The sequence below is a fragment of the Citrobacter pasteurii genome (assembly GCF_019047765.1).
Classification (GTDB): domain Bacteria; phylum Pseudomonadota; class Gammaproteobacteria; order Enterobacterales; family Enterobacteriaceae; genus Citrobacter; species Citrobacter pasteurii.
Genome location: NZ_CP077262.1, coordinates 1,324,051 through 1,343,192 on the forward strand (window position 1 = coordinate 1,324,051; position 19,142 = coordinate 1,343,192).

General features: G+C 51.9%; 13 protein-coding genes. 11 read left to right on the forward strand and 2 right to left on the reverse strand.

Annotated features, from left to right (window positions below; all coding sequences use genetic code 11):
* The first annotated feature begins 5 nt into the window (after positions 1–5).
* From I6L54_RS06455 to I6L54_RS06475, 5 genes are all read left to right on the forward strand, one after another.
* A complete protein-coding gene (locus I6L54_RS06455; protein WP_003034096.1) occupies positions 6–455 on the forward strand; it encodes a flavodoxin in 450 nt (149 codons plus the stop codon).
* Positions 456–807: 352 nt separating this feature from the next.
* The gene (gene gudP / locus I6L54_RS06460; protein WP_040232198.1) at positions 808–2,160 is read left to right on the forward strand and encodes a galactarate/glucarate/glycerate transporter GudP; all 1,353 of its coding nucleotides are present in this window, start codon (positions 808–810) and stop codon (positions 2,158–2,160) included.
* 2 nt (positions 2,161–2,162) lie between these two features.
* Positions 2,163–3,503 (forward strand): enolase C-terminal domain-like protein, encoded by a 1,341-nt coding sequence (locus I6L54_RS06465; protein WP_040232199.1) that lies wholly within the window; start codon positions 2,163–2,165, stop codon positions 3,501–3,503.
* Positions 3,504–3,523: 20 nt separating this feature from the next.
* Complete coding sequence (gene gudD, locus I6L54_RS06470; RefSeq protein ID WP_040232200.1) at positions 3,524–4,864, forward strand: glucarate dehydratase; 1,341 nt, start codon at positions 3,524–3,526, stop codon at positions 4,862–4,864.
* A gap of 78 nt (positions 4,865–4,942) precedes the next feature.
* Positions 4,943–6,085, forward strand: coding sequence for a glycerate kinase (locus I6L54_RS06475; protein WP_005130920.1), 1,143 nt, complete (start codon positions 4,943–4,945; stop codon positions 6,083–6,085).
* A 128-nt stretch (positions 6,086–6,213) separates the two neighbouring features.
* Here I6L54_RS06475 and barA read toward each other — a convergent pair whose 3' ends face one another.
* Positions 6,214–8,970 (reverse strand): two-component sensor histidine kinase BarA, encoded by a 2,757-nt coding sequence (gene barA, locus I6L54_RS06480; RefSeq protein WP_040232201.1) that lies wholly within the window; start codon positions 8,968–8,970, stop codon positions 6,214–6,216.
* Between the two features lie 57 nt (positions 8,971–9,027).
* Between barA and rlmD the strand changes: the two genes are divergently transcribed.
* The 5 genes from rlmD (at position 9,028) to eno (ending at position 16,804) form a co-directional block, all read left to right on the forward strand.
* Positions 9,028–10,326: a 23S rRNA (uracil(1939)-C(5))-methyltransferase RlmD gene (gene rlmD / locus I6L54_RS06485; RefSeq protein WP_040232202.1), complete on the forward strand. Its 1,299-nt coding sequence runs from the start codon at positions 9,028–9,030 to the stop codon at positions 10,324–10,326.
* 100 nt (positions 10,327–10,426) lie between these two features.
* Complete coding sequence (gene relA, locus I6L54_RS06490; RefSeq protein WP_005130916.1) at positions 10,427–12,661, forward strand: GTP diphosphokinase; 2,235 nt, start codon at positions 10,427–10,429, stop codon at positions 12,659–12,661.
* A gap of 104 nt (positions 12,662–12,765) precedes the next feature.
* Positions 12,766–13,557: a nucleoside triphosphate pyrophosphohydrolase gene (gene mazG, locus I6L54_RS06495; protein ID WP_005130914.1), complete on the forward strand. Its 792-nt coding sequence runs from the start codon at positions 12,766–12,768 to the stop codon at positions 13,555–13,557.
* A 224-nt stretch (positions 13,558–13,781) separates the two neighbouring features.
* Complete coding sequence (gene pyrG, locus I6L54_RS06500; protein WP_005130912.1) at positions 13,782–15,419, forward strand: glutamine hydrolyzing CTP synthase; 1,638 nt, start codon at positions 13,782–13,784, stop codon at positions 15,417–15,419.
* Positions 15,420–15,505: 86 nt separating this feature from the next.
* Complete coding sequence (eno, locus tag I6L54_RS06505; protein WP_005130911.1) at positions 15,506–16,804, forward strand: phosphopyruvate hydratase; 1,299 nt, start codon at positions 15,506–15,508, stop codon at positions 16,802–16,804.
* A 69-nt stretch (positions 16,805–16,873) separates the two neighbouring features.
* Here eno and I6L54_RS06510 read toward each other — a convergent pair whose 3' ends face one another.
* Positions 16,874–17,983, reverse strand: a complete 1,110-nt coding sequence (locus tag I6L54_RS06510; protein ID WP_005130908.1) for an SDR family oxidoreductase — start codon at positions 17,981–17,983, stop codon at positions 16,874–16,876.
* Between the two features lie 428 nt (positions 17,984–18,411).
* Between I6L54_RS06510 and queE the strand changes: the two genes are divergently transcribed.
* Entirely contained in the window at positions 18,412–19,083 is a 672-nt protein-coding gene (queE, locus tag I6L54_RS06515) for a 7-carboxy-7-deazaguanine synthase QueE (protein WP_040232204.1), read from the forward strand.
* Positions 19,084–19,142: the final 59 nt, after the last annotated feature.

A 19,142-nucleotide genomic window follows, 5' to 3' on the forward strand; every position in this document is an offset into this window, starting at 1 on the left:
CGGTTATGGCGGAAATTGGAATTTTTGTCGGCACAATGTATGGAAACGCGCTGCTGGTTGCTGAAGAGGCGGAGGCTATTTTGACGGCACAAGGTCATAAAGCCACGGTGTTTGAAGATCCCGAGCTCAGCGACTGGCAGGCATATCAGGACAAATATGTCCTGGTGGTGACCTCAACGACCGGGCAGGGCGATCTGCCCGATAGCATCGTGCCGCTGTTTCAGGGGATCAAAGATAATCTCGGTTTCCAGCCAAATCTGCATTATGGGGTAATTGCGCTGGGCGACAGCAGCTACGTTAATTTCTGCAATGGTGGCAAACAGTTTGATGCGCTGTTACAGGAGCAAAGCGCGCAGCGCGTGGGTGAAATGTTGCTGATTGACGCCAGCGAACATCCTGAACCGGAAAGCGAATCCAACCCCTGGGTAGAAAACTGGGGAACCTTGCTGAAATAACCTCTCCCCCGCACGGGCATACAACCCCCATTTGAACCGTAGGCCGGGTCAGGCGAAGCCGCCGCCCGGCAATAAAACCCCCTCAAACGCCAATTTCGTGAAGCATCTTCCATTCCCTTAGGCTTATGCCATAAACAACCTTATTCACCCCTCGCAATGTTGTGTTTTTGCACGGTGAGGGTAAGAGCCACTCCTTCATATACTTTTCCCGTCAGTTCCCGAAAAGGCAGCGAGTCAGAATAAAACGGCCCTGAGCTGTACCAAAACTGCCACACACTAACCTCTCATTCTGATCACCCTACAGGTGCTGTACAGAATGAACTGGCGACAGCCAAGATTCAGGAGTGCAACAATGAGTTCATTAAGTCAGGCGGCGAGCAGCGCGGAAAAACGCACTAACGCTCGCTACTGGATAGTGGTGATGTTGTTTATCGTCACATCCTTCAACTACGGCGACCGCGCCACTTTATCCATTGCCGGCTCAGAGATGGCCAAAGACATTGGCCTTGATGCCGTCGGGATGGGGTACGTCTTCTCCGCATTCTCATGGGCCTATGTTATCGGTCAGATCCCTGGCGGCTGGTTGCTCGACCGCTTCGGTTCAAAACGTGTTTATTTCTGGTCCATCTTTATCTGGTCCATGTTTACCCTGCTGCAGGGCTTCGTCGATATCTTTAGCGGCTTCGGCATTATCGTTGCGCTGTTTACCCTGCGCTTCCTTGTCGGTTTAGCTGAAGCACCTTCCTTCCCCGGCAATAGTCGGATAGTTGCGGCATGGTTCCCGGCACAGGAGAGGGGCACGGCGGTCGCAATCTTTAACTCTGCGCAGTACTTTGCCACCGTTATCTTCGCGCCAATCATGGGCTGGCTGACCCACGAAGTGGGCTGGTCGCACGTGTTCTTCTTTATGGGTGGACTCGGGATCATCATCAGCTTTGTCTGGCTGAAAGTGATTCACGAACCGAACCAGCATCCGGGCGTCAACCAAAAAGAGCTGGACTACATTGCCGAAGGTGGCGCACTGATCAACATGGATCAGGCAGCAGCTAAAGCTAAAGTTCCGTTCAGCGTGAAATGGGGACAAATCAAACAGTTGTTGGGTTCCCGCATGATGATCGGTATCTACATCGGCCAGTACTGTATTAACGCGCTGACCTACTTCTTTATCACCTGGTTCCCGGTCTATCTGGTACAGGCGCGCGGTATGTCGATTCTGAAAGCGGGGTTTGTGGCTTCGGTCCCGGCCATTTGCGGATTCGCAGGCGGTGTGCTCGGCGGCATTATTTCCGACTGGCTGATGCGTCGTACCGGTTCGCTGAATATCGCCCGTAAAACGCCGATCGTCATGGGCATGCTGTTGTCGATGGTGATGGTGTTCTGTAACTACGTCAACGTGGAGTGGATGATCATCGGTTTTATGGCGCTGGCCTTCTTCGGTAAAGGTATAGGTGCCCTGGGTTGGGCCGTGATGGCCGATACCGCGCCGAAAGAGATCAGTGGTTTGAGCGGCGGTCTGTTCAATATGTTCGGCAACATCTCCGGCATCGTGACGCCAATTGCTATCGGCTACATCGTAGGGACCACCGGCTCGTTTAACGGCGCGTTGATTTACGTAGGTGTACATGCGCTGATTGCGGTGGTGAGCTATCTGGTGCTGGTCGGTGATATTAAACGTATCGAACTGAAACCTGTCGCAGGACAATAATGATGACAACACAATCGAGTCCCGTTATTACCGACATGAAGGTCATCCCGGTGGCCGGTCATGACAGCATGCTGCTCAATATTGGTGGCGCGCATAACGCCTGGTTTACCCGCAATATCGTGATCCTTACCGATAACGCCGGCAATACAGGCGTCGGTGAAGCGCCGGGCGGTGAAGTGATTTATCAGACGCTGGTTGACGCTATCCCGATGGTATTGGGTCAGGAGGTCGCGCGCCTGAATAAAGTGGTTCAGCAGGTGCATAAAGGCAACCAGGCTGCCGATTTTGATACCTTCGGCAAAGGCGCCTGGACGTTTGAACTGCGCGTCAATGCGGTGGCGGCGCTGGAAGCTGCGCTGCTCGATCTGCTGGGTAAGGCGCTCAACGTACCGGTCTGTGAACTGTTAGGGCCGGGCAAGCAGCGCGATGCGGTCACCGTACTCGGCTATCTGTTCTACGTAGGCGATCGCAGCAAAACCGATTTGCCGTATCTGGAAAGTACGCCGGGAAACCATGAGTGGTATCACCTGCGTCACCAGCAAGCGATGAACAGTGAGGCTGTGGTACGTCTGGCTCAGGCTTCGCAGGATCGCTACGGTTTTAAAGATTTCAAACTCAAAGGCGGTGTACTGCCTGGCGAGCAGGAAATCGAAACCGCTCGTGCGCTGAAAAAATGCTTCCCGGATGCGCGTATTACCGTCGATCCAAACGGTGCCTGGCTGCTGGATGAAGCTATCTCCCTGTGTAAAGGCCTGAATGATGTGCTGACCTACGCCGAAGATCCATGCGGCGCTGAACAGGGTTTTTCTGGCCGCGAAGTGATGGCCGAGTTCCGCCGCGCAACCGGTCTACCGGTAGCAACCAACATGATAGCCACCAACTGGCGTGAAATGGGCCACGCGGTAATGCTGAATGCGGTCGATATTCCGCTGGCCGATCCGCACTTCTGGACCCTTTCCGGCGCGGTGCGCGTGGCACAGTTATGCGATGACTGGGGACTGACCTGGGGATGCCATTCCAATAACCACTTTGATATTTCGCTGGCAATGTTTACTCACGTCGGTGCGGCAGCGCCGGGCAATCCGACGGCCATCGATACGCACTGGATTTGGCAGGAGGGCGATTGCCGTCTGACCAAAAATCCGCTGGAGATTAAGAACGGGAAAATTGCTGTTCCTGACGCGCCTGGACTGGGCGTAGAGCTGGACTGGGATCAGGTTAACAAGGCTCATGAAGCCTACAAGAGACTGCCCGGCGGCGCGCGTAATGACGCAGGCCCAATGCAGTATCTGATCCCTGGATGGACTTTTGACCGTAAACGTCCCGTTTTCGGCCGCCACTAATTTTGGATAAGGACTTAATTATGAGCGCACAATTTTCTACCCCATTGGTTACCTCTATGCAGGTTATTCCGGTTGCGGGTCATGACAGCATGCTGATGAACCTGAGCGGTGCACATGCTCCGTTCTTCACGCGCAATATTGTGATTATTAAAGATAATTCCGGTCATACCGGCGTGGGTGAAATTCCCGGCGGAGAAAAAATCCGCAAAACGCTGGAAGATGCGATCCCGCTGGTGGTAGGCAAAACGTTAGGTGAATACAAAAACGTGCTGAATGCGGTACGCAATACTTTTGCCGATCGTGATGCGGGCGGTCGCGGTTTGCAGACCTTTGATTTACGTACCACTATTCATGTGGTTACTGGGATCGAAGCGGCCATGTTGGATCTGTTAGGTCAGCATCTGGGGGTGAATGTCGCGTCTCTGCTGGGTGATGGTCAGCAGCGTAGCGAAGTGGAAATGTTGGGGTATCTGTTCTTCGTTGGCAACCGTAAAGCGACGCCGCTGCCGTATCAGAGTCAGCCGGATGAGAAGTGCGACTGGTATCGTCTGCGCCATGAAGAAGCTATGACCCCGGATGCGGTAGTGCGCCTGGCGGAAGCTGCGTATGAGAAGTATGGTTTCAACGACTTTAAACTGAAAGGTGGCGTGCTGGCAGGGGAAGAGGAAGCGGAATCTATCGTCGCGTTGGCGAAGCGTTTCCCGCAGGCTCGCGTAACGCTCGATCCCAATGGTGCATGGTCGTTGAATGAAGCGATCAAGATCGGTAAGTATCTGAAAGGATCGCTGGCTTATGCTGAAGATCCGTGTGGCGCGGAGCAGGGTTTCTCTGGGCGTGAAGTGATGGCGGAATTCCGCCGCGCTACTGGCCTGCCGACGGCGACCAATATGATCGCTACCGACTGGCGTCAGATGGGGCACACGCTGTCATTGCAGTCTGTGGATATTCCGCTGGCTGACCCGCATTTCTGGACCATGCAGGGGTCTGTTCGCGTGGCGCAGATGTGTCATGAGTTTGGCCTCACCTGGGGTTCACACTCTAACAATCACTTTGATATTTCGCTGGCGATGTTCACTCATGTGGCGGCGGCGGCGCCGGGTAAAATTACGGCCATTGATACCCACTGGATCTGGCAGGAAGGTAACCAACGCCTGACCAAAGAACCGTTCGATATTAAAGGCGGCATGGTACAGGTACCAGCGAAGCCGGGTTTGGGTGTAGAACTGGATATGGACCAGGTGATGAAAGCACACGAGCTGTACCAGCAACATGGCCTGGGAGCGCGTGATGACGCGATGGGAATGCAGTACCTGATCCCGAACTGGACCTTCGATAATAAACGCCCATGCATGGTGCGCTAAGCGTTATGCCGGTTCTGACAGGAACCGGCACATCTCCAGGTGTATGATTAACAGAATCAACATGCGTAAGGACGGCTTATGAAAATAGTAATTGCACCGGATTCTTATAAAGAGAGTTTGAGTGCGCTTGAGGTGGCAACTGCCATTGAGCAGGGTTTTCGTGAGATCTGGCCTGATGCGGATTACGTAAAGATACCGGTCGCTGATGGTGGTGAAGGAACGGTCGAGGCGATGGTTGCCGCTACGGCGGGCCACCTTGTGCATGTTGATGTTACGGGTCCCCTGGGAAGTAAGGTACAGGCATTTTATGGGTTATCGGGAGATGAGCGCTCAGCGTTTATCGAGATGGCGGCCGCCAGTGGGTTAGAGCGGGTTCCGGCAGGGTTACGCGACCCGCTGAAAACCACCTCATGGGGGACCGGAGAGTTGATTCGCCATGCGCTGAATGCGGGTGTAGAACACATCATCATCGGGATTGGCGGTAGCGCGACTAATGATGGTGGCGCCGGTATGGTGCAGGCACTGGGCGCCAAATTGCTGGATGCGCAGAATAACCAGATTGCGCAAGGCGGGATCGGTCTGGAAGCGCTCACCAGGATAGATATTTCAGCGTTAGATAAACGCCTTGCCACCTGTCGTATCGAAGTGGCCTGCGATGTCACGAATCCGCTGACCGGTAAAGAGGGCGCTTCTGCAGTATTTGGTCCACAAAAAGGGGCAACGCCAGAAATGATTACCCGTCTGGATAATGCGCTGACGCACTATGCGCAACTGATTGCCCGCGATCTGGACATTAACGTGCTGGATCTGGCCGGTGGAGGCGCTGCCGGAGGCATGGGGGCTGCACTGTATGCGTTTTGCGGCGCGCAGTTACGCCGTGGTATCGAGATCGTGACGGATGCGTTACACCTCGACGACTGCGTTGCGGATGCAGATCTGGTTGTGACCGGGGAAGGGCGTATTGACAGTCAGACGATCCATGGCAAAGTCCCGGTAGGCGTAGCGAACGTTGCAAAGCGATATAATAAGCCCGTCATTGGTATTGCAGGCAGCCTGACGCCAGATGTTGGTGTGGTGCATGAGCATGGAATTGATGCTGTTTTTAGTGTGATTTATACCATTTGCACGCTGGATGAGGCGCTGGATAATGCGAGTGAAAATGTGCGGATGACGGCACGAAACGTGGCCGCAACGCTTAAAGCAGGGCAGCAATTACGCTGAGTTGTAGGTCGGAGAAGGCGCTTACGCCGCCTCTGGCGATGTGCCCGATGGCGCGACGCCTGTCGGACCTACGATAAACAGCAAAACTTGTAGGCCGGATAAGGCGTTTACGCCGCATTCGGCGAATATCACCCCAATATCCGTTTCGCTTCCCGCCCGACGTTGTCCATCTCATCAAGAAGCTCTAAAAACTCTGGTTCCAGCTCTTCTTCTTTGGTCCCGTTACGTAACTGCTGTTCAATAAGCTGACACAGGTTTTTCATGCGGGGAACCCCGCTGTAACCGCAGCTGCCGTGTAGTTTATGAATCAAATCCACCAACCCTTCAGGATTTTCACCCACCAGTTGTTCTTCGATTTTGTTGCGCACTTCCGGCAAGAAATCGATCAGCATTTGCAGCATATCTCGTGCCAGATCGTTTTTACCGGCAGCCTGTCTCAACGCCAGCTGCCAGTCGAGGGTCGTATTCGGGTTGATCACGGGTTCAGGGGGGGCCGGCACGATAGTCCGGGCTGATGTGCCGGTACCGGGCTTATAGCGCAACAGCAAACTGTGCAATTTATCTTCTTCAATTGGCTTAGCCAGGTAGTCATTCATTCCGGCGCTGAGTAACTTCTCTTTTTGCCCTGCCATGGCATGCGCCGTTACCGCAATAACCGGTGTCTGCTGCTGGTGTGGAAGCTGATGGATCAGTTCGCAGGCACGAATACCGTCCATGTCTGGCATCTGAATATCCATCAGGATCAGATCAAACTGCATTTGTTTGGCTCTGTCCATCGCCTGCTGCCCGCTGTCGCACAGCTCGACGTGCTGAACCTTATCTTCAAGCAATGCGCCGATAAGCTTCAGGTTCGCCGGGTTGTCGTCCACCGCCATCACGGTCATCGCAATCTTGCTTTCATCTGGCAACTGGAGTTCTGCCCCCTGGTTCAGGTGGCAATATTCGGTTAACGCAGGCAGCAATCGGGTTGAGGTGAGCGGTTTTAACAGACATGCCGCCGCGCCGCCTTGTTTTAATTTTTCAGCGTTAATCTGCGCATGGCAAGGCAGCGCCAGCAACAGGAAATCGGTCATCGCGGCTGCGCTTGCCAGACGTTCATGCTGCATGGTGAGTGGCTCGTGGAAAGTAACGGGTACACCAAGTAGCAGGATATCGTAGTGTTCAGCCGGTAATGCAGAGAATGACGGACTGTAAATCACCTCCAGCGGCGTTTCACTCAAGATATCTAACGTGCATTGCGCGGCGGTAGCATTTGGTTCAACGTAAGCCAGTCGTTTACCGGCCAGACAGCGGGTGGTTGAACGATCGCTGATAACATTAGGATTGAGATCAAGACTGATATGGAACCAGAAAGTGGAACCGCGATTTGGTTGGCTATGGAACGAGATATCCCCACCCATTTCATTGACCAGTTTTTGTGTGATCACAAGGCCAAGTCCGGTACCACCGTGACGGCGCGAAATGCTGGCATCAGCCTGACGGAAAGCCTGGAACAGACGTGACTGATCGCGTTCCGGGATACCAATACCGGTATCGCGGATTTGTACTTCAATCTGCACTTTGGTGTTACTGAGGGCGCGTTTTTCAACCAGAATGTCGATATTGCCGCTCTCGGTAAATTTGATGGCATTGCCGACCAGGTTGGTAATGACCTGTTGCAGGCGTAGCGGATCGCCAATCACATTGTCCGGAACGTCATTTTTAATATTCAGTGTTAGCTCCAGCCCTTTGTCATGGGAGGAGTGCGCTAACAGCGTTACGACGTCATCCAGTGTGCTGCGCAGTGGGAACGGTATGCTTTCCAGAATCAGTTTACCCGCTTCCAGTTTAGAGAAGTCGAGCACATCATTGATGATAGCGAGCAGGTTGTTGGCAGAGCGTTCAATCGTATTCAGGTGATCGCGCTGGGTGGTATTTAACTCGGTTTTCAGTGTCAGGCGTGTAAAGCCAATGACACCGTTTAGGGGTGTACGCAGCTCGTGCGACATGTTAGCCAGAAACTCAGACTTAATACGCGCCGCTTCCTGGGCGCGTTTCTTCGCCAAATCCAGTTCGACGTTCTGGATTTCCATCTGCTCCAGCGTTTCGCGCAGATCTGACGTCGCCTGATCGATATTGTGCTGCATCTCTTCATGGTAGGCGGCGAGAGACATTGCCATCGAGTTGATGCCATTCTTCAGCATATCCAGTTCGCCCAACATGAAACCTTCCACGCGGCTATCGAGCTGACCTCTACGTATTCGGTCAACGGTATTCACCATGTTGCGAATTGGTCCGGTCACGTCACGCATCAGACGCCAGCCGAAAATTAACGCAATGCCAATACAAAACAGCATCATGACGCTGGAGATAAAGATCTCTTTGTACTGCTGTAATCGCACGGACTTGAGATCCAACTCAAGCGCCACATACCCCAACATATTTTTGGCGTTTTTGGCATCGCTAACGGCAGATTCATCCGGTGAATAGCTTTCCGATATAATCGGGGTACGCAGGATCATGATATCCCCGTGCCGGGTGACGCTTAGCTTACGGGGAAACGGTGAACCTGTCGCCAACTGCATTTCAGACGGATCGAGATGAAAATTAGAGGTGACGAACAGTCGGTTATTTTCGTCATAGACGGAAATTGCCCGCACAATATCGGAATGGCGACGATGCAACACGCTGATAAGCTGGCCGATGGATTCCCGGTTTTGCAAGTTCATGCCGTATTCGCTGGAAACCGCGAGTGGCTCGATGATGCTGGCACCAGCATCTTCCAGTTGACGCTGCAAGTCGTTATAGCGATGCACAACAAAAAAGATACTGAGCAGCAAACCTATCAGGACGGTCGGGGCCAGGATCAGAATCATCATGCGTGCGCGCAGGCTGTAGTTGGTCATGGAGTTCCGTTATGGGACAATTAGGGTCACACTGTTAAATAGAGAAATATCTCGTCGATGGCGCAATTCTACTCTGCAAAACGACGCGTGACGACGCGTCAGATCATAACCGTTACCGTCAATGACCTTGATTCTTTTGGTCAGGGCGTTGCTCGTCATAACGGGAAAGCCCTGTTTATACCGGAATTGCTGCCTCAGGAAAGCGCAGAAGTGGTGATAACTGAAGATAAAAAACAGTTTGCCCGTGCGCAAGTCAAACGTCGTTTAAACGACAGCTCGGAACGTGAAGTGCCACGTTGTCCACATTTTGGGGTCTGTGGTGGCTGTCAACAGCAGCACGCCAGCATCTCGTTGCAGCAGCGTAGCAAAAGTGCAGCGTTATCGCGTTTAATGAAATGTGAGGTGACAGAAGTTATCGCCGATACCCTGTGGGGTTATCGACGCCGCGCGCGTTTAAGTCTGAACTATCGCTCGAAAGAGCAGCAATTGCAGATCGGATTTCGCAAGTCCGGCTCCAGCGACATTATCGATGTAAAACAATGCCCTATTTTGGTGCCCCAACTTGAGGCGTTGCTGCCTGAAATTCGGGCATGCCTGCAGAGTCTGCAGGGGTTGCGTCACTTGGGGCATGTCGAATTGGTGCAGGCTGGAAGTGGAACTCTGATGATTTTGCGCCACACTGCACCACTGAGTGCCGCGGATAAAGAAAAACTGGAACGCTTTTCGCATTCTCAGGGACTGTCTTTGTTTCTGGCTCCGCAAAGCGAGATACTGGAATCAAATTCAGAAGAATCGCCCTGGTATGATTCAAATGGACTACGTTTAACCTTCAGCCCGCGTGATTTTATCCAGGTCAATGAAGGGGTAAACCAAAAAATGGTTTCCTGTGCGCTGGAATGGCTGGATGTGCAGCCAGAGGACCGGGTGCTCGATTTGTTCTGTGGTATGGGGAATTTTACGTTGCCGTTAGCCGTACGAGCAGCGAGCGTTGTGGGAGTTGAAGGTGTCCCTGCGCTGGTGGAAAAAGGCCGGGAAAATGCGCGGAATAACGGACTACACAATGTGACATTCTTTCATGAAAACCTTGAAGAAGATGTCACTAAACAACCATGGGCAAAAAACGGATTTGACAAAGTATTGCTCGATCCTGCGCGTGCGGGGGCTGCCGGAGTGATGCAACATATTATAAAGTTAAACCCTGGGCGCGTTGTTTATGTATCCTGTAATCCTGCTACGCTGGCTCGTGACAGCGAAGCGTTACTCAATGCAGGATATACCGTTCGGCGACTGGCGATGCTCGATATGTTCCCGCACACTGGACATCTGGAATCGATGGCCCTGTTTGAGCGTTCGTAATGAATTTTATACCCATTGGATTTCGGGTTGTAACGCAGCGTGAAAGACAATGGGTACGGCTTGTCGACTTCGACAGGCCATGCCCCTTAAGGAGAGGACGATGGTTGCGGTAAGAAGTGCACATATAAATAAAGCTGGTGAGTTTGATCCAAAGAAATGGATCGCGAGTCTTGGGATCTCCAGCCAGCAGTCGTGTGAACGCTTAGCCGAAACCTGGGCGTATTGCCTGCAGCAGACACAGGGTCATCCGGATGCGGATCTGCTGCTGTGGCGTGGCGTCGAAATGGTGGAAATACTCTCCATGCTGAGTATGGATATCGACACGCTACGAGCGGCGATGCTGTTCCCTCTGGCGGATGCCAATGTGGTGAGTGAAGACATCCTGCGCGAGAGCGTAGGCACGTCAATCGTTAACCTTATCCATGGTGTGCGTGATATGGCGGCAATACGCCAGCTAAAAGCCACGCATACCGACTCCGTCTCTTCCGAGCAGGTTGATAACGTTCGTCGCATGCTGCTGGCAATGGTCGACGACTTCCGCTGTGTGGTCATCAAGCTGGCGGAACGTATTGCCCATCTGCGAGAAGTGAAAGATGCGCCGGAAGATGAACGCGTACTGGCGGCAAAAGAGTGCACCAATATCTATGCCCCGCTGGCTAACCGATTAGGCATCGGGCAATTAAAATGGGAGCTGGAAGATTACTGCTTCCGCTACCTACACCCAGCCGAATACAAACGCATTGCTAAACTGCTGCATGAACGTCGTATCGACAGGGAACACTATATCGACGAGTTTGTGGGGCATCTGCGTTCAGAGATGAAAACCGAAGGTGTAAAAGCCGAGGTGTACGGGCGTCCGAAGCATATTTACAGTATCTGGCGCAAAATGCAGAAAAAGCAGTTAGCTTTTGACGAACTGTTCGATGTGCGCGCGGTGCGTATCGTGGCTGAGCGTTTACAGGATTGCTATGCCGCGCTGGGGATTGTGCATACCCACTATCGCCATCTGCCTGATGAGTTCGATGACTACGTTGCCAATCCAAAGCCTAACGGTTACCAGTCAATCCATACGGTTGTTCTGGGGCCTGGTGGTAAAACCATTGAAATCCAGATCCGTACCAAACAGATGCACGAAGATGCCGAGCTGGGCGTTGCCGCACACTGGAAGTACAAAGAAGGTACCGCTTCAGGCGCTGCGCGTTCTGGTCATGAAGACCGCATTGCGTGGCTGCGTAAACTGATAGCCTGGCAGGAAGAGATGGCTGATTCCGGTGAAATGCTGGATGAAGTGCGTAGCCAGGTCTTTGACGACAGAGTTTACGTCTTTACGCCAAAAGGCGATGTTGTGGACTTACCGGCGGGCTCAACGCCGCTCGATTTTGCTTATCACATCCACAGTGATGTGGGGCATCGTTGCATTGGCGCGAAAATTGGCGGGCGCATCGTACCGTTTACCTATCAGCTGCAGATGGGCGATCAAATTGAAATCATCACCCAGAAACAGCCAAACCCAAGCCGTGACTGGCTGAATCCTAATCTGGGCTACGTGACGACCAGCCGGGGGCGCTCGAAGATCCACGCCTGGTTCCGTAAACAAGACCGGGACAAGAATATTCTGGCTGGTCGTCAGATCCTCGATGATGAACTGGCGCACCTGGGTATTAGCCTGAAAGAGGCTGAAAAACACCTGCTTCCGCGTTACAGCTTTAATGAGCTGGAAGAGCTGCTGGCGGCGATCGGCGGCGGCGACATCCGCCTCAACCAGATGGTCAACTTCCTGCAAGCGCAGTTTAATAAACCCAGCGCAGCTGAACAGGATGCCGCTGCGCTGAAACAACTTCAGCAGAAAACGCAGGCTCCGCAGAGTCGCCGTAAAGACGATGGTCGCGTGGTGGTAGAAGGGGTGGGTAACCTGATGCACCACATCGCGCGTTGCTGCCAGCCGATTCCAGGTGATGAAATTGTCGGGTTTATCACTCAGGGACGCGGCATTTCCGTGCACCGGGCGGATTGTGAACAGCTGAATGAACTACGCTCGCATGCACCGGAGCGTATTGTTGACGCGGTTTGGGGCGAAAGCTACTCGGCAGGATATTCGCTGGTGGTTCGCGTCCAGGCGAACGATCGTAGCGGTTTATTACGTGATATCACCACCATTCTCGCCAACGAGAAGGTAAACGTGCTGGGCGTTGCCAGCCGTAGCGATACCAAACAGCAGCTTGCCACCATCGATATGACCATCGAAATTTACAACTTACAGGTGCTCGGGCGCGTGCTCGGCAAACTGAACCAGGTGCCGGATGTGATCGACGCGCGTCGCTTGCACGGTAATTAACGACAATTTGTAGGCCTGATAAGACGCGTTTGCGTCGCCATCAGGCATTATTATTTGCCCGATGGCGCTCCGTTCATCGGGCCTGTTTTTTTCAGGACAATCCAATGAATCAAATCGATCGGCTGCTCGGTATTATGCAGCGCCTGCGCGACCCGGAAAACGGCTGTCCGTGGGATAAAGAGCAGACTTTCACCACTATTGCTCCTTACACCCTCGAAGAAACCTATGAAGTGCTGGACGCGATTGCGCGTGAAGACTTCGATGACCTGCGTGGAGAGCTGGGCGATCTGTTGTTCCAGGTGGTGTTTTACGCCCAGATGGCGCAGGAAGAAGGGCGCTTCGATTTTAATGACATCTGCGCCGCGATTAGCGATAAGCTCGAACGTCGGCATCCGCATGTATTTGCAGATGTTTCTGCCAGCACTAGTCGCGAAGTGCTAACCCGCTGGGAACAAATCAAAACCGAAGAACGTGCCGAGAAGTCACAACATTCCGCGCTGGACGATATTCCCCGTAGTTTACCGGCGCTAATGCGCGCTCAGAAAATCCAGAAACGTTGCTCCAATGTTGGTTTTGACTGGAAGACATTAGGACCGGTTGTCGACAAAGTTTATGAAGAGATTGACGAAGTCATGTTCGAGGCGAAGCAGGCTGTCGTTGATCAGGCTAAACTGGAGGAGGAAATGGGCGATCTGCTGTTTGCCACGGTCAATATGGCCCGTCATTTAGGGACAAAAGCAGAGACGGCATTGCAGAAAGCGAATGAAAAATTCGAGCGCCGTTTTCGTGAGGTTGAGCGAATTGTGGCAGCCCGAGGCCTGGAAATGACTGGTGTTGATCTGGAAACAATGGAAGAAGTCTGGCAACAGGTAAAACGACAGGAAATTGATCTCTAAGGGATTTCGTCGGTCAAGGGCGATTTGTGTGATTTTTTAAATAACAAGCGCTTGATTTACGTCAAAAACATTTACCCCAAAGGGGCTATTTTCTCACTCCCGATGTTAATGTGAGCCTGGTGAAGAGGAGGAATAATGAAAGTTTGTGGCGCTCGTCATGTTCGGGTATACTACTTTCCCGTCTTGGTAATTCCATCGTTTCACCCTAACTTCTCAGGTCCAGCATGACAACGAACTATATTTTTGTGACCGGCGGGGTCGTATCCTCTCTGGGAAAAGGCATTGCCGCAGCCTCCCTGGCAGCCATTCTTGAAGCCCGTGGCCTCAATGTGACCATGATGAAACTGGATCCGTACATCAACGTCGATCCAGGTACTATGAGCCCTATCCAACACGGGGAAGTGTTCGTTACCGAAGACGGCGCTGAAACCGACCTGGACCTGGGTCACTATGAGCGTTTCATCCGCACTAAAATGAGCCGCCGTAACAACTTCACCACGGGTCGTATCTACTCCGACGTTCTGCGTAAAGAACGCCGTGGTGACTATCTGGGCGCTACCGTTCAGGTCATTCCGCACATCACGAATGCCATTAAAGAGCGCGTTCTGGAAGGCGGTGAAGGTCATGATGTTGTTCTGGTCGAGATCGGCGGAACCGTTGGGGATATCGAATCTCTGCCGTTCCTTGAAGCGATTCGCCAGATGGCTGTAGAAATTGGCCGCGAGCACACGCTGTTTATGCATCTGACGCTGGTTCCGTACATGGCGGCGGCAGGTGAAGTCAAAACTAAACCGACTCAGCACTCTGTAAAAGAGCTGCTTTCTATCGGTATTCAGCCAGATATCCTGATTTGCCGCTCCGATCGCGCAGTTCCGGCTAATGAACGTGCAAAAATTGCATTGTTCTGTAACGTTCCGGAAAAAGCGGTGATTTCTCTGAAAGATGTCGATTCCATCTATAAAATTCCGGGCCTGTTGAAATCCCAGGGCCTTGACGATTATATTTGTAAACGATTCAGCTTGAACTGTCCGGAAGCGAATCTGTCAGAATGGGAACAGGTTATCTACGAAGAAGCGAATCCGGCAGGCGAAGTGACTATCGGTATGGTTGGCAAGTACATTGAACTGCCGGATGCCTATAAGTCAGTTATCGAAGCGCTGAAGCACGGTGGTCTGAAGAATCGTGTCACCGTCAACATCAAGCTGATTGATTCGCAAGATGTTGAAACGCGCGGTGTTGAGATCCTGAAAGGTCTTGATGCCATCCTAATCCCCGGCGGCTTCGGCTACCGTGGTGTTGAAGGGAAAATCGCGACAGCACGCTTTGCGCGTGAGAACAATATTCCTTATCTGGGCATTTGCCTGGGTATGCAGGTTGCGTTGATTGAGTTTGCTCGTAACGTCGTGGGAATGGACAACGCCAACTCCACAGAATTTGTGCCAGACTGTAAGTACCCAGTGGTGGCCCTGATTACTGAATGGCGTGATGAAGACGGCAATGTCGAAGTCCGTACCGAGAAGAGCGATCTGGGTGGCACAATGCGTCTTGGTGCGCAACAGTGTCAGCTGAGCGATGAGAGTCTGGTTCGTCAACTGTACGGTACACCGACGATTGTTGAACGCCATCGCCACCGCTACGAAGTCAACAATATGCTGTTGAAACAGATTGAAGCTGCGGGTCTGCGTGTTGCAGGCCGTTCCGGTGATGATCAGTTGGTCGAGATCATTGAGGTACCGAATCATCCGTGGTTCGTGGCCTGTCAGTTCCATCCGGAATTTACTTCCACGCCACGTGATGGGCACCCGCTGTTTGCCGGCTTTGTGAAAGCCGCCAGTGAACATCAGAAGCGTCAGGCGAAGTAAGAAGTAAAAAGTTAGAACGGCAATGCACCCATCAGGGTGCATTGTTTGTCTGGAGTTTTAGTTTAACTTGTACTGAGGAAAACCTAATGTCCAAAATCGTTAAAATCATCGGTCGTGAAATCATCGACTCCCGTGGTAACCCGACTGTTGAAGCCGAAGTACACCTGGAAGGTGGTTTCGTTGGTATGGCAGCAGCTCCGTCAGGTGCTTCTACTGGTTCCCGCGAAGCACTGGAACTGCGCGATGGCGACAAATCCCGTTTCATGGGTAAAGGCGTACTGAAAGCTGTTGCAGCTGTGAATGGCCCGATTGCTCAGGCTCTGCTGGGTAAAGATGCTAAAGATCAGGCTGGCATCGACAAGATCATGATCGATCTGGACGGTACTGAAAACAAATCCAACTTCGGTGCAAACGCCATCCTGGCCGTTTCTCTGGCTGCTGCTAAAGCTGCTGCTGCCGCTAAAGGCCTGCCGCTGTATGCTCACATCGCTGAACTGAACGGCACTCCGGGCAAATACTCCATGCCGGTTCCGATGATGAACATCATCAACGGTGGTGAGCACGCTGACAACAACGTCGACATCCAGGAATTCATGATTCAGCCTGTTGGCGCTAAAACCCTGAAAGAAGCTGTACGTATGGGTTCTGAAGTGTTCCACAACCTGGCTAAAGTTCTGAAAGCTAAAGGTATGAACACTGCAGTGGGTGACGAAGGCGGCTATGCGCCGAACCTGGGTTCCAACGCTGAAGCTCTGGCTGTAATCGCTGAAGCGGTTAAAGCAGCTGGCTACGAGCTGGGCAAAGACATCACCCTGGCGATGGACTGTGCAGCATCTGAATTCTACAAAGACGGTAAATACGTTCTGGCTGGCGAAGGCAACAAAGCATTCACCTCCGAAGAATTCACTCACTTCCTGGAAGAACTGACCAAACAGTACCCGATCGTGTCCATCGAAGATGGTCTGGACGAGTCTGACTGGGATGGTTTCGCATACCAGACTAAAGTACTGGGCGACAAAATCCAGCTGGTTGGTGACGACCTGTTCGTAACCAACACCAAGATCCTGAAAGAAGGCATCGAAAAAGGCATCGTTAACTCCATCCTGATCAAATTCAACCAGATCGGTTCTCTGACCGAAACTCTGGCTGCGATCAAAATGGCGAAAGACGCTGGCTACACTGCTGTCATCTCTCACCGTTCTGGCGAAACTGAAGATGCTACCATCGCTGACCTGGCTGTTGGTACCGCTGCAGGCCAGATCAAAACGGGTTCTATGAGCCGTTCTGACCGTGTTGCTAAGTACAACCAGCTGATTCGTATCGAAGAAGCTCTGGGTGAACAAGCACCGTACAATGGTCGTAAAGAGATCAAAGGTCAGGCGTAATCCTGTTCTTTCTCTGATTTAAAAATGCCAGCCTTCAGGCTGGCATTTTTTTGCCTGCACAATAGCAACCTATTTAAAGTCCACCGCCATTTGCTGTGGAATAGTCAGCCCACGTGTCGTCTGTACACAGCGCTCAATGTAATCGGTGAAACGCGGCGGCTTCGGCATCCCCATGCTGAGCAGCTTATCATTGCTGAATCGCACGTTCAGCGTAGCAAACGCGCCGTACAGACGCATGGCTTTCAGCATCAGCCGTTCGTTGCAGGGGCCAAAAATATTCTTCAGTTCGCGGCGCATTTTGACCAGCGTTTCATACCTGACCTGTGCGTATTTATTACCGACGGGAGCTTGTTCCAGCGCAGATGCCATCGCGCTATCAATATCTGCAAACCTCACGCTATTTTCTTCTCCGGCTGAGATGTGCACCACTTCACCGCGAGCGAGCGGACAGCTCAGTAACATCAGCAAGGCATCGGCGCAGTAATCAACCGGGATCACGTCAATACGGTCTTCCATCGAACACATAAATTTTTGTAACATCAGACCCATGCTGAATACCCAGAAAATACTGCTGGAGGGTTGGCAGCCATGATGAGTGTGGCCAACAACGATCGAAGGCCGCGCGATAACCAATGGTAATGTTGGGCATTCCTGTTGCATCAGACGCTCTATCGTGGATTTAGAGTGCGTATACTCAACCAGGTGCTCAGCACGTTCGCAAAATTCTGCACTTTCTGCCACCAGTGAGTCGGGCTCTGGGGAGCATGACATCGCTGTACCAACGTGAAGAAAACGCTGCAGGCTGCCGACACAGGCCATTTTCTGGGCGAACTTCAGCGTTCCTGCGACATTTACTTTCCAGATAAGCGGGTTGTTGCCAAAAGAGGCGACGGCGGCACAGTTGATGACATGAGTAACCTGGTCCAGACGCGGGTCGTTAAGAAACGCTTCAGGTTCCACCAAATCACCCAACAGGATATTTCGCGGGCTAAGTGCGGCCAGTTTTTCTTCTGCAATATTGAATTTGCGCAGATTTTCCTTTATCCGTTCCAGCGCAGATACATCATTATCGCCACGAACTAAAAGCAGCAGATTAAATCCATTTGTCTGATTCAGAATGTTTTCTAAAACGGCTCCGCCCAAAAAACCGGTTGCGCCAGTAATTAATAGTGTATTCATGAATGCAGTCTCATCAGGGGGGGGGACTGGATTCTAGGCGCGGATAATTAAACGGAGATTAAATGGAAAATTAGCGTAACTTTAAGTTTCTTAAGCCTATTTTAATATAAAAAGATACCGCAGATCGAATTTGACTATGCGTGATGCTAATAAATTCATAATTTCATGTATCCGTTTGTACATGCTTGAAATATTTTACTTTTAAAATGTTTATACTATTTTTATAAGGTTATTATCAAAAATATTTTGTTACATCAAAACGCTGCCTTCATAGCTATGAAATTAAATCACAGCTATTCGATCATTGCAGGCGTAAACACGAGATCACGTTTCATGATTTTTAACTCACGGGACAGCGCAGCCGGGGGCAAGACCTGAGAGTGTAAATCTGCGATAATACGCGTTCATAACCCTAAACAGAGATGACTATGCAGTACCCGATTAACGAGATGTTCCAGACCCTGCAAGGTGAGGGTTACTTTACCGGCGTCCCCGCCATTTTTATTCGTTTACAGGGATGCCCGGTTGGCTGTGCCTGGTGCGATACCAAACACACCTGGGATAAGCTTGAGGATCGGGAAGTCTCCTTATATAGCATCCTGGCCAAGACGAAAGAGAGTGATAAATGGGGCGCGGCGAGCAGTGAAGATCTGCTGGCTGTTATTCAGCGCCAGGGCTATACCGCCCGTCATGTGGTGATAACCGGCGGTGAGCCCTGCATTCATGACCTGATGCCGCTGACTGACCTGCTGGAAAAGAACGGCTTTAGCTGCCAGATTGAAACCAGCGGCACCCACGAAGTGCGCTGTACGCCGAATACCTGGGTGACGGTATCACCGAAGGTGAATATGCGTGGCGGCTATGACGTACTGTCACAGGCGCTGGAACGAGCCAATGAAATCAAGCATCCGGTGGGTCGCGTTCGCGATATTGAAGCGCTGGATGAACTGCTGGCTACGTTAAGCGATGATAAACCACGCATTATTGCGCTGCAGCCAATCAGTCAGAAAGAAGATGCGACGCGTTTGTGTATTGATACCTGTATTGCGCGTAACTGGCGTTTGTCGATGCAGACGCATAAGTACCTGAATATTGCCTGACAAGTTTTGCCGGGGCGCTTCGCTTGCCCGGCCTACGCTTGTTAATAAGGTAGGCCGGG

Bases quoted from the DNA above. Each gene is read 5' to 3' on its own strand.
- I6L54_RS06455 (WP_003034096.1), top strand. From the start codon at position 6: ATGGCGGAAATTGGAATTTTTGTCGGCACAATGTATGGAAACGCGCTG.
- gudP (WP_040232198.1), top strand. From the start codon at position 808: ATGAGTTCATTAAGTCAGGCGGCGAGCAGCGCGGAAAAACGCACTAAC.
- I6L54_RS06465 (WP_040232199.1), top strand. From the start codon at position 2,163: ATGACAACACAATCGAGTCCCGTTATTACCGACATGAAGGTCATCCCG.
- gudD (WP_040232200.1), top strand. From the start codon at position 3,524: ATGAGCGCACAATTTTCTACCCCATTGGTTACCTCTATGCAGGTTATT.
- I6L54_RS06475 (WP_005130920.1), top strand. From the start codon at position 4,943: ATGAAAATAGTAATTGCACCGGATTCTTATAAAGAGAGTTTGAGTGCG.
- barA (WP_040232201.1), bottom strand. From the start codon at position 8,970: ATGACCAACTACAGCCTGCGCGCACGCATGATGATTCTGATCCTGGCC.
- rlmD (WP_040232202.1), top strand. From the start codon at position 9,028: ATGGCGCAATTCTACTCTGCAAAACGACGCGTGACGACGCGTCAGATC.
- relA (WP_005130916.1), top strand. From the start codon at position 10,427: ATGGTTGCGGTAAGAAGTGCACATATAAATAAAGCTGGTGAGTTTGAT.
- mazG (WP_005130914.1), top strand. From the start codon at position 12,766: ATGAATCAAATCGATCGGCTGCTCGGTATTATGCAGCGCCTGCGCGAC.
- pyrG (WP_005130912.1), top strand. From the start codon at position 13,782: ATGACAACGAACTATATTTTTGTGACCGGCGGGGTCGTATCCTCTCTG.
- eno (WP_005130911.1), top strand. From the start codon at position 15,506: ATGTCCAAAATCGTTAAAATCATCGGTCGTGAAATCATCGACTCCCGT.
- I6L54_RS06510 (WP_005130908.1), bottom strand. From the start codon at position 17,983: ATGAATACACTATTAATTACTGGCGCAACCGGTTTTTTGGGCGGAGCC.
- queE (WP_040232204.1), top strand. From the start codon at position 18,412: ATGCAGTACCCGATTAACGAGATGTTCCAGACCCTGCAAGGTGAGGGT.